The organism is Streptomyces sp. NBC_01460 (genome assembly GCF_036227405.1).
GTDB lineage: Bacteria > Actinomycetota > Actinomycetes > Streptomycetales > Streptomycetaceae > Streptomyces.
Genome location: NZ_CP109473.1, coordinates 6358392 through 6372714, shown reverse-complemented (window position 1 = coordinate 6372714; position 14323 = coordinate 6358392). Strand labels below are relative to the sequence as shown.

10 protein-coding genes are annotated in these 14323 nt (G+C 71.7%); 6 read left to right on the top strand and 4 right to left on the bottom strand.

Annotation, left to right across the window (positions count from 1 at the left end):
• Positions 1-7 precede the first annotated feature (7 nt).
• Positions 8-1507 (bottom strand): NCS1 family nucleobase:cation symporter-1, encoded by a 1500-nt coding sequence (locus tag OG488_RS28800; protein WP_329233840.1) that lies wholly within the window; start codon positions 1505-1507, stop codon positions 8-10.
• 640 nt (positions 1508-2147) lie between these two features.
• Here OG488_RS28800 and OG488_RS28795 point away from each other — a divergent pair.
• The gene (locus tag OG488_RS28795; RefSeq protein ID WP_329233838.1) at positions 2148-2666 is read left to right on the top strand and encodes a GtrA family protein; all 519 of its coding nucleotides are present in this window, start codon (positions 2148-2150) and stop codon (positions 2664-2666) included.
• Positions 2667-2724: 58 nt separating this feature from the next.
• On the opposite strand, the gene OG488_RS28790 is transcribed toward OG488_RS28795, so the two are convergent.
• Together OG488_RS28790 and OG488_RS28785 are read right to left on the bottom strand one after the other, a co-directional pair.
• The gene (locus OG488_RS28790) at positions 2725-3696 is read right to left on the bottom strand and encodes a hypothetical protein (protein WP_329233836.1); all 972 of its coding nucleotides are present in this window, start codon (positions 3694-3696) and stop codon (positions 2725-2727) included.
• 102 nt (positions 3697-3798) lie between these two features.
• A complete protein-coding gene (locus OG488_RS28785; RefSeq protein WP_329233833.1) occupies positions 3799-4197 on the bottom strand; it encodes a VOC family protein in 399 nt (132 codons plus the stop codon).
• 187 nt (positions 4198-4384) lie between these two features.
• Here OG488_RS28785 and OG488_RS28780 point away from each other — a divergent pair, with 187 nt between their 5' ends.
• Positions 4385-6406 carry a beta-N-acetylglucosaminidase domain-containing protein gene (locus OG488_RS28780; protein WP_329233832.1) on the top strand — a complete coding sequence of 674 codons (2022 nt, stop codon included), beginning with the start codon at positions 4385-4387 and terminating at the stop codon, positions 6404-6406.
• Positions 6407-6753: 347 nt separating this feature from the next.
• On the top strand, positions 6754-8415 hold the full coding sequence (locus tag OG488_RS28775) for an amino acid permease (RefSeq protein WP_329233830.1): 1662 nt from the start codon (positions 6754-6756) through the stop codon (positions 8413-8415).
• 16 nt (positions 8416-8431) lie between these two features.
• Here the strand turns inward: OG488_RS28775 and OG488_RS28770 are convergent, their stop codons facing one another.
• Positions 8432-9061 (bottom strand): TetR/AcrR family transcriptional regulator, encoded by a 630-nt coding sequence (locus tag OG488_RS28770; protein ID WP_329233828.1) that lies wholly within the window; start codon positions 9059-9061, stop codon positions 8432-8434.
• Between the two features lie 196 nt (positions 9062-9257).
• Between OG488_RS28770 and OG488_RS28765 the strand changes: the two genes are divergently transcribed.
• The 3 genes from OG488_RS28765 to uca are packed head-to-tail and all read left to right on the top strand — an operon-like array spanning position 9258 to position 14292.
• On the top strand, positions 9258-10076 hold the full coding sequence (locus OG488_RS28765; RefSeq protein WP_329233826.1) for an urea amidolyase associated protein UAAP1: 819 nt from the start codon (positions 9258-9260) through the stop codon (positions 10074-10076).
• Entirely contained in the window at positions 10073-10696 is a 624-nt protein-coding gene (locus OG488_RS28760) for an urea amidolyase associated protein UAAP2 (RefSeq protein ID WP_329233824.1), read from the top strand. Before OG488_RS28765 ends, OG488_RS28760 begins: the two co-directional genes overlap by 4 nt.
• Positions 10693-14292, top strand: coding sequence for an urea carboxylase (gene uca, locus OG488_RS28755; protein ID WP_329233822.1), 3600 nt, complete (start codon positions 10693-10695; stop codon positions 14290-14292). The genes OG488_RS28760 and uca overlap by 4 nt, the downstream gene beginning before the upstream one ends.
• Positions 14293-14323: the final 31 nt, after the last annotated feature.

Genomic DNA, 14323 nt, shown 5'->3' with positions numbered 1-14323 from the left:
CGGTGGTTCATTCGGCGGCGACGGCGATGGCCTCGCCGTCCACGTCCTGGATCTGCCTGGTGCGGTCGGCGAGGAACGCGTACAGGACGGCGGCGAGGAAGGCGCCGACGAACCACGAGAAGCCGGCCGCGGCGTGGAAGAAGGGCACGAGGGCGACGACCACCGCGAGCGCGGCACTGGGCACGAAGGCGGCGACGGCACGGGGGTTGAAGCCGCGGCTGTAGTGGTACTCGCCCTGCGGGTCCTCGCTGTAGAGGTCGGGCACGTTGATCCGGGACTTCCGCAGCAGCCAGTAGTCCGCCATGATCACGCCGAAGAGGGGTCCGAGCAGGGCCCCGAGCCCTCCGAGGAAGTAGTTCACGACGATCGGGCTGTTGTAGAGGTTCCACGGCAGGATCACCAGCCCGGCGACCGCGCTCACCACGCCCGCGCGGCGGAAGTTCAGCCGGCGCGGGAAGAGGTCGATGAGCGCGTAGATCGGCGCCACGAAGTTGGCCAGCAGGTTCACCGCCACGGTCAGGGCGATGAGGGCGAGCGAAGCGGTCGCCAGCAGGAACATGTTGGGGATGGTCCGGACGATGTCCGTGGGGCTGGTGATGACGTGCCCGTCGAGCTTGAACTGCGCCCCGCTGAGGACGACCACGATGACGGCGAAGAAGAGCATGTTGAGCGGGATGCCGATCACGTTGCCGCGGACGATCGAGGCGCGGCTCTTCGCCGACCGGGTGAAGTCGCAGAAGTTCAGGACGAACGTCCCGTAGATCACCACCCACAGCGCGGCGGCCTGGAGGATCTGCAGCCACATGGCACCACCGGTGAGCGGGGCGTCGACGGACAGGGAGATCGAGGCGTCCGCCCGTACGAACATCCAGACCGCGAGGGCGCACATGGTGATCAGGGTGGTGGGCGCCGCGAAGGCCATGTACCTCCGGATCATCTGCATCCCGTAGGACACGATGAGGAGTTGGAGGGCCCAGAGCGAGAGGAAGGAGATCCACCCGAGGGTGGACTGCCCGAGCAGGGAGTTGGAGTCCAGGTCCCGCAGCCCCGGGAACATCGCGATGAGCAGGGCGCTCAGGACGGCGGAGGCGAGGTAGGTCTGGATGCCGAACCAGGCGATGGCCACGATGCCGCGGACAGCAGCCGGGATCTTCGCCCCCCTGATGCCGAACGCGATGCGGCTCATGACGGGGAAGGGGACACCTGTCTTGTGGCCCATGAAACCGGACAGGGTCAGCAGCAGGAAGAGCAGGACGGACGCGAGCGCGAAGGCGGCCAGAATGCCCCATACGTTCAGCCCGAGCGCGAACAGGCCGATGGCGAAGGCGTAGTTCCCCAGGCTGTGCACGTCGTTGGCCCAGAGGGTGAAGACGTTGTAGGCACCCCAGCGGCGCCCCTGCTTCTTCGTCGGGGCCAGGTCGTAGGTGTACAGGACGGAGCTGGTGGCTCCGGCGGTTCCGGTGTCCCCGGTGGCCGCCTCGGGCGGCCGGTCCTCCACAGCAGTCATCGATCGGCCCTCGATCATTCGCTAGGGGTCGCGCAACGAGGCCCGTGGACGGCCTACTTCGGAGAAGGCTGCGCACCATAAGCCCCTGGCGACCGAGAGAGGTTCAGAGGTTTCCATAAAGTGGAAGTTGATTTCCGCAGACCAAAACGTAGTTTTCACCAAAGGGCAGCGTCAAGAGTTACGGGCGGCCGACTTCGAGGCGGACACAGCACCTGCACCGAATGCGCAACACCTCAGGTCAGACCGGCATGAGCAGCCGCACTCCGGGCGCGAGGGGTCGCGAGCACCACCGCCGGAGCCCTGGATTCCGCCCACACCGGAGAGCACCGGCGAACCCCTGCGAACCCCGGAGGGATCGGCCACCGGCGAGCACACGTGACCCCCTGAGCCCTCCACCCTTACGCCGATACCCCGCACCCCTCGACTCACCCCGGACCGCGACGGAGTCATTCCCCGAGGCGCTGACCTGCACATTTACGTCTTCATCCTGATGCAGCGCCACTCGATGCCACTCGTGGCACACAAAGAGGCTCCACGTGGTGCCATTCATGTGCCAGAATGGCACCACAAGAACGCGCTCCTCGGCGTCACCGTCGAGCGGGCGCACATCACGGTGTGAGTCGAAAAAGGGGGTCGGATCATGGAGACGGCACAGGACCGGACAGAGGCGTCACCCGGCCCCTTCACGGCCTTCGCCCGCTTCGTGCTCTGCGGCGGCGGGGTGGGACTCGCCTCCAGCTTCGCCGTGTCGGCCCTCGCCGGCTGGATCCCCTGGGTCTGCGCCAACGCCCTGGTCACCGTGGTGTCCACGCTCCTCGCCACCGAACTGCACGCCCGCTTCACGTTCGGCGCCGGCGGGCGGGCGACGTGGCGCCAGCATGCGCAGTCGGCCGGATCCGCGGCGGCCGCGTACGTGGTGACCTGCGTGGCGGTACTCGCCCTGCACCAGCTGGTGGCGGAGCCCGACGCCATGCTCGACCAAGCCGTCTACCTGTCCGCCTCCGCACTCACCGGTGTCGTACGGTTCGCGGTGCTGCGCCTGGTCGTCTTCGCACGGAACCGCGCGCAGACCCCGGCACCCGCCGCCCTTCCCGCGCACACGACCGAGACACCCGCCTCGGCCACGATCGGCACCGAGGAGCTCTGCTGCGCGGCCTGACGGTGCTGTGGGCGGCATGCCGCCCACAGCACCGTGCCAACCGCACGACGGTGTTCCCTCACACCCGCGGGGGCGGGGTCTCCGCGAGCCGGTCGACGCCGAAACCGCTGATCAGCAGGCGCTCCTTGCGGTTGCCGGTGAGAGACTGACTCCAGTCGACGAAACCGCCGTCGCCGACTTCCGGGCCGCTCTCGTCGACTCCGGCGAAGATCTTGAAGCAGAGCCCTCCGTAGTACCCGCGTCCGGTCGTACGGTCGGGATCCTCGGTGACGGAGACATCCGGGAACCCCGCGCACTCCTCCCGTATCCGGTCGGCGACCGGGCGGCTCGCGTCCTCCAGGCAGGTGAGCCGGATCTGTGTCCACCGCGCCCCGGCGGCCGCCGTCGCCCGGGCCGCGAACCGCAGGTGCTCGGCCAGCTGCTGGTGCTCGAAGGACCGGTTGCCCGTGTCCCGTCCGGCGGTCACCAGGCCGAGGATCTGGAAGTGGGCAAGCATCCCGGACCGTCCGAAGTGCTGGGCCCGCACCACGCGTTGGCAGGCCGCCAGCCGCACCAGCGCATCCGACCGGGGATCGGCGGCCAGGGCCCGGGAACGTCGCAGCGACGCCTCCAACGCCAGGGCGTTGGTCGGGTCGGCCGCGACCTCGCTGCCGCGTACGGTGGCGATCACCTTGCGCGGATCGACGGTCGCGACGGCCGAGTGCGCGGCCAGCGGCAGGACGGGGGCGAGCACGAGCGTCTCGAAGCCGTCGGGCAGCGCGGACAGCAGCGCGTCCTCGGTGCGGCGGAGTGCCACGAAGCTGACCGGCGCCGGCGCGACGAACCGGTCGTCGCGATAGCGCCGCATCACCTCGGCGGGCGAGCGCCGGTCGGCCCTGCGCCTGAAGACTTCGAGCAGCAGCGTGGTCAGGTCTCCGCCGGACATACCGTCGGTGAGCAGGTCCAGAAGCTCCGGACCACCGTGCCGCCCGAGGATGCGTCGCAGTGCCGGGTTGGCGGGGAAGTCCTGATCGAGATCGTCACTCGTCATGGAGAGGGAGTATCGCCGGACGGCTTCCGGCTGGACCAGTGACTTTCCGGCACCGCCCGCCGGGGCCCGCAGCTGCCCCTCGTGTCCGGACCGGCGCAGATCTCAGGTCGTCGTCCCGCTGCCGCCGCTGGGGACGTGGCCCAGGTCCACCACGCAGAAGATGTTGTCGTCCGGGTCGGCGAGGACGACGAAATCAGGATCCGGCGGATAGGAGTCCCAGTCGACGGCCCGCGCGCCCAGAGCGATCAACCGGTCCACCTCCGCCCGCTGCTCCTCCCGCGTCTCCGCGTAGAGGTCCAGGTGGATACGGGGTCGGGGCTCGGCCGGGGACGTACTGCGCATCAGCCCGAGGGCACGGCCGGAGCCGTCGGCGTGGTCGAGGAACCGCCAGGTCTCGCTCTCCGCCTCGCGGGAGGCGACGAGATCCAGGGCCGCGGTCCAGAAGGCCACCGCGCGGGGAATGTCCGCGACACCGATGGCGGGGACTCCGAGTCTCAGCATGGAGCGAGTCTAGGCTCGGCACCCTTCGCACCGCCCAGGACCGGTTCGGGGCGGACCCACAGAAACCGACACCCCGTCAGGGACCGGTGCGTTTTTCTCGGAGCTTGATCTTGACACCGACGCCCACGAGTGGTGGTTTAGACCACTCCACCACCTGAATGTAGTGGTCCACTTTCGTGGAGGTGCAGTGACCCGTATGCCTCGAAGTCATCCGTACCGTCTCCCCCGTGTCCCCCGTCTCCCCCTTCTCGGCGCCACAGCCCTGCTGGCGCTCGGTACGCTCTCCGCTCCCGCCCAGGCGGCCGGAGAGCCGGCGGCCACCACGGCGCCACCCTCGTCCGGCGGCGCCCCCTCCGCAGGCCGGCCCGTCGTCACTCCCACGCCGCAGCAGATGAAGTCGGCCGGCCGGGACCTCCGCGTCCCGGACCGCGTGCGCCTCGTACTCGGTGACGACGTCGACGCCGCGAGCGCCGATGTGATCAAGAAGGCGCTGGCCTCGGCCGGGGCCCGCCACATCGTCACGAGCACGGCCGGGGCCTCCGCCTCCGCGCCGCGCGGCCGTGGAGCGACGCTGACCGTCGTCGCCGGTTCCCTCAAGGACGGCGCGGTGGCCGACGCCCTGCGCGCCACCGGCGGCACCGTCCCCCGCACCCTGGTCGCGGAGGGCTACTCCCTCGCCTCCCGGGGTGACAGCGTCGTGCTGGCCGGCAACGACGGCGACGGCATCTACTACGCCGCCCAGACGCTGCGGCAACTGGTGACCGGAAAGCACACCCTGGCCGCCGTGTCGATCACCGACCACCCGGCCATGCCCCTCCGAGGCAGCATCGAGGGCTTCTACGGTGCTCCCTGGTCGCACACCGACCGGCTGGACCAACTCGCCTTCTACGGCGACATCAAGGCCAACACCTACATCTACACCCCGAAGGACGACGCGTACCTGCGGGAGGAGTGGCGCGAGCCCTACCCCGCCGACAAGCTGGCCGACCTGCACGCACTGATCCAGCAGGCCACCGCCCACCACGTCGACTTCACCTACGCCGTCTCCCCGGGGCTGTCGATCTGCTACAGCGACCCGGACGACGTGAGCGCCCTGAAGACGAAGCTGGGCACCCTCTACGACCAGGGCGCCCGCAGTTTCTACGTGGCGCTGGACGACATCAGCTACACCAGGTGGAACTGCGACGCCGACCAGGAGAAGTACGGCGCCCCGGGGAGGGGCAGCGCGGGCCGGGCGCAGACCGACCTGCTGAACGCCGTGCAGCACGACTTCATCGACGCCCGTCAGGACGCGGAGCCACTCCAGTTCGTCCCCACGGAGTACTCCGACACGGCCGACTCCGCCTACAAGTCCGCGCTGCGCGAGCACCTGGACCCGAAGGTCGTCGTGCAGTGGACGGGGACGGACGTCGTTCCCCCCTCGATCAGCATGGAGGACGCCCAGGCGGCCTCGGCGGTGTGGGGACGCAAGGTGTTCCTCTGGGACAACTACCCGGTCAACGACTACGGGCAGACGACGGGCCGGCTGCTGATGGCCCCGTACGACAAGCGGGAGGCCGGGCTGCACAAGGCGCTGAGCGGCATCGTGCTCAACCCGATGAACCAGGCCGCGCCGAGCAAGGTCGCCCTCTTCGGCGGGGCGTCCTTCGCCTGGAACGACGAGGACTACGATCCCGACCGCACCTGGCGCGCGGCAGCCGGCTACCTGGCCGGCGGCGACCCCGCCACCACCCGGGCCCTGCTGGCGTTCTTCGACACCGAACATCTCGCACCGACCTTCGGCGACACGAACTGGCAGCCGCAGGCACCCGAACTGGCGTCACGGCTGGCGGACTTCACCCAGGCCTGGAACGGCGGATCCCTCACCGAACGCCGAGCCGCACTACGCAAGCTCGACGCCTACGCGGACGTGCTGGCCGGAGCTCCCGAGCAGATCCGCACCGGTGTACGGGATCCGGCCTTCCTGGCGCAGACGAAGCCGTGGCTGGACGCGCTCGACCTGTGGGGCGACGCGCTGAACGCCACTCTGGACGGCCTGCGGGCCCAGATCCGCCCGGGCGACGGGCAGGCGGACTTCACCAAGGCGGCGGACCTGGCGAAGCAGGCCGCCGCGCTCACCACCATCCCGGGCACGACCCGGCCACAGGGCGCGATCAAGGTGGCCGACGGGGTGCTGGACACGTTCATCAAGCAGGCGCCACAGCTCTGACGCGCGTCCCGCGTCGCGCGCTCGCCCGATCCCGCCCTGACCGCATGCCGAAGCCCTCCGGAAAACTCGCCCGGAGGGCTTCGGCATGCATGTGGCCGACGGGCGCCCATGCCGCCCCTGCGTCCGTGGCCGCCCGCCGGCCCTTCGGGCTCCCCGTGCTCCCCCGGACCCGAGCCCCTCGCCCCTCCCCCGGGCAGCGCGGTGCGTTCCCGGCGGCCGGACTGCCGCGCGCTCTCCCGCGCCCGTGAGGACTTGGGTCCCCGCCGGTCACCACGACGTCATCACGCGGAAACAGCCCCTCCCTATTTTCTGTCGCTTGACAGGAACTCTCGGACGAAGGGGCTCCCATGACCGACCCCCGCTCACCCGCACGGCTCCGGGAACGCCTCCTCCCCGCCGTCCCGGCGGACGGCGTACCGACACCGCCCCCGCCGCACGACAGCAGAAAGCAGGTGTCGCACGTGACGACCACGGAGACCGGCCCCCTCCCCGGGCCCGCTGCCGCGCCGGTCCCCGAGGACGGTGCCTCCCTCGAATCCTTCGGATACCGCCAGGAGCTCCACCGCAGCCTCGGCGGCTACGCGTCCTTCGCCGCCGGCTTCTCCTTCATCTCCGTCCTGACCACGGTCTTCCAGTTCTTCGCGGTCGGATACGCCTTCGGCGGACCGGTGTTCTTCTGGGCCTGGCCGTTCGTCCTCGCCGGCCAGCTGCTGGTGGCCGCCTGCTTCGCGGAACTCGCCGCCCGGTACCCGATATCCGGGGCCGTCTACCAGTGGTCCAGCCGCCTCTCCTCCCCGTCCTTCGGCTGGTACAGCGGCTGGATCATGGTGCTCGGCCAGATCGTGGTGGTCTGCGCGGCGGCGCTCGCGCTCCAGATGGTGATGCCTCCCCTCTGGTCGGGGTTCCAGCTGGTCGGCGGCGACCCGGCTCCCCTCTCCCCCACCGGCGCGGCCAACGCGGCGGTGCTCGGCGTCGTCCTGCTCGCCCTCACCACCCTGGTGAACGCGGTCGACAACCGGGTCCTGTCGCTCGTCAACCGGATCGGGGTCACCGCGGAGATCATCGGCGCGATCCTGATCGTGGTCCTCCTCCTCAGCCACTCCGAGCGCACCCCCGGCATCACCTTCCACACCTCGGCCGGCTCGGGGACCGGGCTCTTCGGGGCTCTGCTGGTCGGCTCGTTCACCGCCGCGTACGTCATGATCGGCTTCGACAGCGCGGGTGAGCTGAGCGAGGAGACCCACAACCCGCGGCGGACAGCGCCGCGCACGATCCTCACCGCCCTCACGGCGGCGGGTGTCCTCGGCGGACTCCTCGTCCTGGGCGGGCTGCTCGCCGCGCCCAGCCTCACCGACGGGAACCTCGCCACCGACGGCATGAGCTACGTCCTGACCAGCAGCCTGGGTGACGGCGTCGGCCGTTTCCTGCTCGCGGACGTCGTCGTGGCCATCTCCGTGGCCACGCTGGCCGTGCAGACGTCCGCGTCCCGGATGCTGTTCTCCATGGCCCGGGACGGACGGCTGCCGTGTGCCCGGGCCCTGTCCGAGGTCAGTCCGCGGACCGGGGTCCCCGTGGCTCCGACGCTGGTCGTGGGTGTGCTCGCCGCCGGCCTGCTGCTGCTCAACTTCGCCTCGCCCGACGCCTTCCTCGCCATCGGGTCGACCTGCGTCGTGATGCTGTACCTGGCCTACTCCATGGTGACCGGCCCACTCCTGTACCGCCGTCTGCGCGGGGAGTTCACCACGCGCGGGGACGGCGTCGACGAGACGGGACGCCCGCTGTTCTCACTCGGCCGCTGGGGGACCGCGGTGAACACCGGCGCCCTCGTGTACGGCGTCTTCATGACCGTCAACCTCGCCTGGCCGCGCGCCGCGGTGTACGACCCCACGGGCGGCCACTGGTATTTCCAGTGGTTCGCCGTGCTGTTCGTGGGCGCCTCGGTGGCACTGGGCGCGGTCTACCGCTTCCGGTCCTCCCGGCGGTCGGCGGCCCGTACGACAGCCTCCTGATCCCCGGCCGGGCCGTTCAGCGCACGCAGCCGGCGATCCGCAGCGCGGCGTCCGCCGTGGCCTCGGCGAAGGCTGCGGCGGGCCGGTCCGGGTCGGACCGGTGGATCAGGATGACCCCCTCGATCAGCCCGAAGACCAGGTCGGTGCGGAGCGCCAGGTCGCCCTTCGCGAGCGCCGCGCCGGGTTCGGTCGCGGCGATGAGCTGGGCGTACAGGTCCTTGAGGTCGGCCCGCACCCGGTGGAAACCCGCGAACTGTTCGCCCTGCACCTCGGGCAGCACGTACAGCGCACCGAGGTTGTGGGGCCCGCCGCACAGGAGCGTGACGTCGGAGCGGCACAGCTGCCACAGCCGCTCGGCGGCCGGGACTCCCTCGCGGGCCAGGAGCGCGCGGGCGAACACCAGGGACGGGGTGACCGTCGATTCGAGGAGCTCGCACAGGAGGTCCTCCTTGCCGCCGACGTAGTGGTACATCGACGCCTGCCGCATCCCCGCGCGCTCGGCGAGCGCCCGCGTGGTGGTCGCGCCGTATCCACGGGTGGTGAACAACTCCGCTGCCGCCGCGAGGAGTTCCTCGCGCGGGGACAGGCCGCTGTCCGGCCGCTGCTCGGCACGCGGCCGGCCGACCCGGCGTCCTGGAGTGCTCATGTCCCCGATCGTCGCACACGGCTCCGCGGCGCTGCGCGGGTGAGCGATTCGTAACTCCCGTGCAACGGAGGGGCAACGGCGCCGAATCGCCCACTCCCTAATTTCTGTCGAGCGACAGAAACAAGGGGCGCCCGGGGTCACCCGGGCGCATCCCCGCCGACCCATCACAGCCCCACCGAGCCGGAGGGACGCCGCCATGGCGACAGCGACGACGTACGGAGCCAGGGACCACGCCCGCGCCCAGGAGGGCGCGCGCGTCGAGGCGATGCCCACGGTCCCCGCCGAGGAGTGGCCGGGCGAAGCACCCGGCCCGGTGGTCTGGGCCGAGGTGGTGGCCGGCGGCAACTACACCCACCGCGTCCTCGCGCGGGGCACCGAACTCCGCCTCACCGATCTGCGCGGCGACGCCTGCGCCCACCTCCTCCTGTACGTCGACGGCCGCCCGTGGGAACGCCTCAACACCGCCGACACGGTCAAGGTCCGGTGGAACGCCTACCTCACCGAGGGCGCCCAGCTGCTCTCCGGCCAGGGACGCGTCCTCGCGACCGTGGTCGCCGACAGCTCGGGCCGCCACGACACGCTGTGCGGCACCTCCGCCCTCGCCCGCAACAGGGAGCGGTACGGAGCCGGTGAGCCGGAGTCCGCCTCCCCGGCGGGCCGCGAGCTGTTCAAGCTCGCCGCACTCAAGAACGGCCTGGAGCCCCGCGACCTGCCCCCCTCGCTCTCCTTCTTCCAGGGGGTCGAGGTCCGCGAGGACGGCACTGCGGACTTCACCGGCTCGGGCGGCCCCGGCACCTCGCTCACCCTGCGTGCCGAGCAGGACCTGACCGTCCTGATCGCGAACGTCCCGCACCCGCTGGACCCGCGCCCGGAGTACGTCTCCACCCCTCTGGAGGTCCTCGCCTGGCGGGCCACGCCCACCCGGCCCGGCGACCCGCTGTGGGACGCCACTCCCGAGGGCCGCCGCGCCTACGCCAACACCGCCGACTTCCTTGCCTCCCGGGGGATCGCATGAGCCGCACCCGAACCGCGTCCGACAGGACCGCCACCGTCCCCGCCCGCGGGTCCTGGTCGGCCGGGATCCGTGCCGGCGAGCACCTGACGATCACCGACCTGCACGGCAACCAGGCCGTCGACTTCCTCGTGTACGACGCCCACGACACCGCCGTCAGGTACAGCGCGCCCGACACCGTGCACGCGCGGGGCTCGCTCTTCCTGACCACCGGCAGCGTGCTCCTGTCCAACGAGCACACTCCGCTGATGACCGTCGTGGAGGACACCTGCGGCCGTCACGACACGGTCGGCGGAGCCTGCTCCAAGGAGTCCAACACCCTGCGCTACGGGCACCACACCTACGCCCAGCACGCCTGCGTGGACAACTTCCTCGCCGAGGGTGCCAAGCACGGCCTGGGCGCACGCGATCTGGTCTCCAACATCAACTGGTACATGAACGTGCCGGTCGAGAAGGACGGCACACTCGGCATCGTGGACGGCATCTCCGCCCCCGGCCTGCGGGTCGTGCTGCGGGCCGAGACCGACGTGCTGGTCCTGGTGTCCAACTGCCCGCAGATCAACAACCCCTGCAACGGCTTCGAACCGACCGCCGTACGGATGACCGTGGGAGTGCCCGCATGACCTTCGACGACCGCCCGGCCCCGGGCACCCCCGCCGCCTCCTACGACCTCCCGGCCTCCGGCGCCCCCGCCGCCTTCGACACCCTGCTCGTCGCCAACCGGGGCGAGATCGCCTGCCGGATCATCCGTACGGCGAGGCGGCTGGGCCTGCGTACGGTCGCCGTCTTCTCCGACCCGGACCGTTCGGCCCCGCACGTGCGGCTCGCGGACGAGGCGGTGCGTCTCGGACCCGCTCCCGCCAAGGAGTCGTACCTCGACGCCGATCTCGTCCTCAGGGCCGCGAAGGACACCGGCGCCGGCGCCGTCCACCCCGGCTACGGCTTCCTGTCCGAGGACGCGGACTTCGCCCGCCGCTGCGCGGACGCCGGGATCATGTTCGTCGGGCCGACCGCCGGACAGCTGGAGCTCTTCGGCGCGAAGCACACCGCCCGCGCGGCGGCCGAGGCGGCCGGGGTCCCGCTCGCACCCGGCACCGGCCTGCTCGCGGACCTCGACGAGGCACGCGCCGCCGCCGGCCGCATCGGCTACCCCGTCATGCTCAAGGCGACCGGCGGCGGAGGCGGCATCGGCATGAGCGCCTGCCACGATCCGGCCTCGCTCGCCGACGCCTGGGAGCGTGTGCAGCGGGTGGCGGCGGCCTCCTTCTCCTCCGCAGGCGTCTTCCTGGAACGCCTCGTCGAGAGCGCCCGCCATGTCGAGGTACAGGTCTTCGGTGACGGTGCCGGCCGTGTGGTCACCTTCGGCGACCGCGACTGCTCCCTCCAGCGCCGTAACCAGAAGGTCCTGGAGGAGGCTCCCGCTCCGGGCCTGCCGGCCGCCGTACGCGCCAGGCTCGCCGCCGACGCGCGCGAACTGTGCGCGAGCGTCGGCTACCGCTCCGCCGGGACCGTGGAGTTCGTCTACGACGCCGCTCGTGAGGAGGCGTACTTCCTGGAGGTCAACACCCGGCTCCAGGTCGAGCACCCCGTCACCGAGGAGGTCTACGGCGTCGACCTCGTCGAGTGGATGCTGCGCCTGGCCAGGGGTGAGACCGGGGTCGTCCAGGACCCGGCCCCGGCCGCCGGGCACGCCGTCGAGGCGCGCGTCTACGCCGAGGACCCCTCCCGCGACCACCGGCCGAGCGCCGGGCTCCTCACCCGGGTCCGCTTCCCCGAGGGCCCCGGGGTCCGCGTCGACGCCTGGGTGGAGACCGGGACCGAGGTCACCACCTCGTACGACCCCATGCTCGCGAAGATCATCGCCCACGGCGCCGACCGCGCCGAGGCGCTGGCCCGGCTCGACGAGGCCCTCGCCGCGACCCGCGTGGACGGCATCGAGACGAACCTCGGGCTGGTGCGCGCCGCCCTGCGCACCCCCGCCGTCCGCGAGGCCACCCACACCACCGCCACCCTCGCCGGCGTCACCGACCCCACCCCGCGCATCGAGGTCACGGCCGGCGGCACGCTCACCACCGTGCAGGACTGGCCGGGACGCCTGGGCCACTGGCAGGTCGGTGTGCCGCCGTCCGGTCCGATGGACGACCTGTCCTTCCGGCTCGGCAACCGCGCCCTGGGCAACGACGAGGGCGCGCCGGGACTCGAATGCACCCTGCGGGGCCCGACGCTCCGGTTCACCCACCCCACCACGGTGTGCGTGACCGGCGCGGCCGCGCCGGTGACCGTGGACGGGGCGGCGGTGTCACAGTGGGAGCCCGTCACCGTCCCGGCCGGGGCGGCGCTCGCCGTGGGCAAGCCGGCCGGGTACGGGCTGCGGACCTACGTCCTGTTCGCGGGCGGCCTCGACGTGCCGGCGTTCCTGGGCAGCGCCTCGACCTTCACCCTCGGCAGGTTCGGCGGACACGGCGGCCGGGCGCTGCGCACCGGCGACGTGCTGCACGGGGGCGAGGCACGCGGGTCCGCCCGCCCCGTCCCGCACGGGGACCGGCCCGTTCTCGGCGCGACGTGGGAGATCGCCGCGGTCGAAGGGCCGCACGCCGCACCGGAGTTCTTCACCGAGGAGGACATCCACGACTTCTACGCGGCCGACTGGAAGGTCCACTTCAACTCGGCGCGCACCGGCGTACGGCTGGTCGGCCCCAAACCCCGCTGGGCCAGGACCGACGGCGGCGAGGCGGGCCTGCACCCGTCCAACATCCACGACACGCCGTACTCGGTGGGCGCGGTCGACTACACGGGGGACATGCCGGTCCTGCTCGGCCCCGACGGGCCGTCGCTCGGCGGGTTCGTCTGCCCGGCGACGATCGTCCGCGGCCAGCGCTGGAAGCTCGGCCAGGTACGCCCCGGGGACACCGTCCGCTTCGTCCCCGTCACCGTCGAGGCGGCGGCCCTGCTCCGTGCGGCACCCGCCGTCGCGCCCGTCGCGGACCGGGCCCCGATCGTCGACGGCGGCATCCTCGCCCGCGACGGCGATGTGACGTACCGGCGCAGCGGTGACGACAACCTTCTCGTCGAGTTCGGGCCGATGCAGCTCGATCTCGCGCTGCGGATGCGGGTGCACGCGCTCGCCGAGGCACTGGGCGAGGGAGGGCCGCACGGGATCACGGACCTGACCCCGGGCATCCGCTCGCTCCAGATCCAGGTCGCGCCGGACATCCTCCCGCTGTCCGAACTGCTGCCCGTCGTCCGTGCGTCGCAGGCCGTGATCCCGCCCACCGGCGAGCTGACCGTGCCGTCCAGGACCGTCCATCTCCCGCTCTCCTGGGACGATCCGGCGACCCGCGAAGCCATCGCGCGCTACATCGCGGGAGTCAGGGACGACGCCCCCTGGTGCCCGTGGAACATCGAGTTCATCCGCCGGGTGAACGGCCTGGACACCCCTGACGACGTCTACCGGACGGTCTTCGACGCCGAGTACCTGGTGATGGGGCTCGGGGACGTCTATCTCGGGGCCCCCGTCGCGACCCCGCTCGACCCGCGCCACCGCCTGGTCACGACGAAGTACAACCCGGCCCGTACCTGGACCGCGGAGAACTCCGTCGGAATCGGCGGCGCCTACCTGTGCGTCTACGGCATGGAGGGGCCCGGCGGATACCAGTTCGTGGGGCGCACCACGCAGGTCTGGGCGCGCTGGCAGGAGACCCCGTGGCTGCTGCGGTTCTTCGACCGCATCACGTGGTATCCCGTCGAGGCCGACGAACTGCTCGAACTGAGGGCGGACATGGCCGCGGGCCGCTGGTCGCCCCGTATCGAGGAGGGCACCTTCGCGCTCGCCGACCACGAGCGCTTCCTGGCCGACAACGCGGAGTCGATCGCCGCCTTCCGGGCGCGGCAGGCCACCGCCTTCGGAGCCGAGCGGGACGCGTGGGAGGCCTCGGGCGAATTCGCCCGCGCGGCGTCGGTCGCCGAACCCGCCGTCGCACAGGAGATCGAGCTGCCGGAGGGGAGCCGTCTCGTCGAGGCCGAATTCGCCGCCTCCGTCTGGCAGTTGTCCGTGGCGGAGGGCGACAGGGTCACCGCAGGACAGCTGCTGATCGCCCTGGAGGCGATGAAGATGGAGTCCCCGGTCCACGCCCCGGCCTCGGGCACGGTGACCCGCATCCTCACCAGGCCCGGCGCCCAGGTGGAGGCGGGCACCCCGTTGCTGGTCCTCGCCCCGTGAGCTCAGACGTGGGGGCGACGCCCCCGACCGA

Coding starts and splice junctions, on each gene's coding strand:
- OG488_RS28770 (WP_329233828.1), bottom strand. CDS start 9,061: ATGAGCACTCCAGGACGCCGGGTCGGCCGGCCGCGTGCCGAGCAGCGG.
- OG488_RS28765 (WP_329233826.1), top strand. CDS start 9,258: ATGGCGACAGCGACGACGTACGGAGCCAGGGACCACGCCCGCGCCCAG.
- OG488_RS28760 (WP_329233824.1), top strand. CDS start 10,073: ATGAGCCGCACCCGAACCGCGTCCGACAGGACCGCCACCGTCCCCGCC.
- OG488_RS28800 (WP_329233840.1), bottom strand. CDS start 1,507: ATGACTGCTGTGGAGGACCGGCCGCCCGAGGCGGCCACCGGGGACACC.
- OG488_RS28790 (WP_329233836.1), bottom strand. CDS start 3,696: ATGACGAGTGACGATCTCGATCAGGACTTCCCCGCCAACCCGGCACTG.
- OG488_RS28775 (WP_329233830.1), top strand. CDS start 6,754: ATGACCGACCCCCGCTCACCCGCACGGCTCCGGGAACGCCTCCTCCCC.
- OG488_RS28785 (WP_329233833.1), bottom strand. CDS start 4,197: ATGCTGAGACTCGGAGTCCCCGCCATCGGTGTCGCGGACATTCCCCGC.
- OG488_RS28795 (WP_329233838.1), top strand. CDS start 2,148: ATGGAGACGGCACAGGACCGGACAGAGGCGTCACCCGGCCCCTTCACG.
- uca (WP_329233822.1), top strand. CDS start 10,693: ATGACCTTCGACGACCGCCCGGCCCCGGGCACCCCCGCCGCCTCCTAC.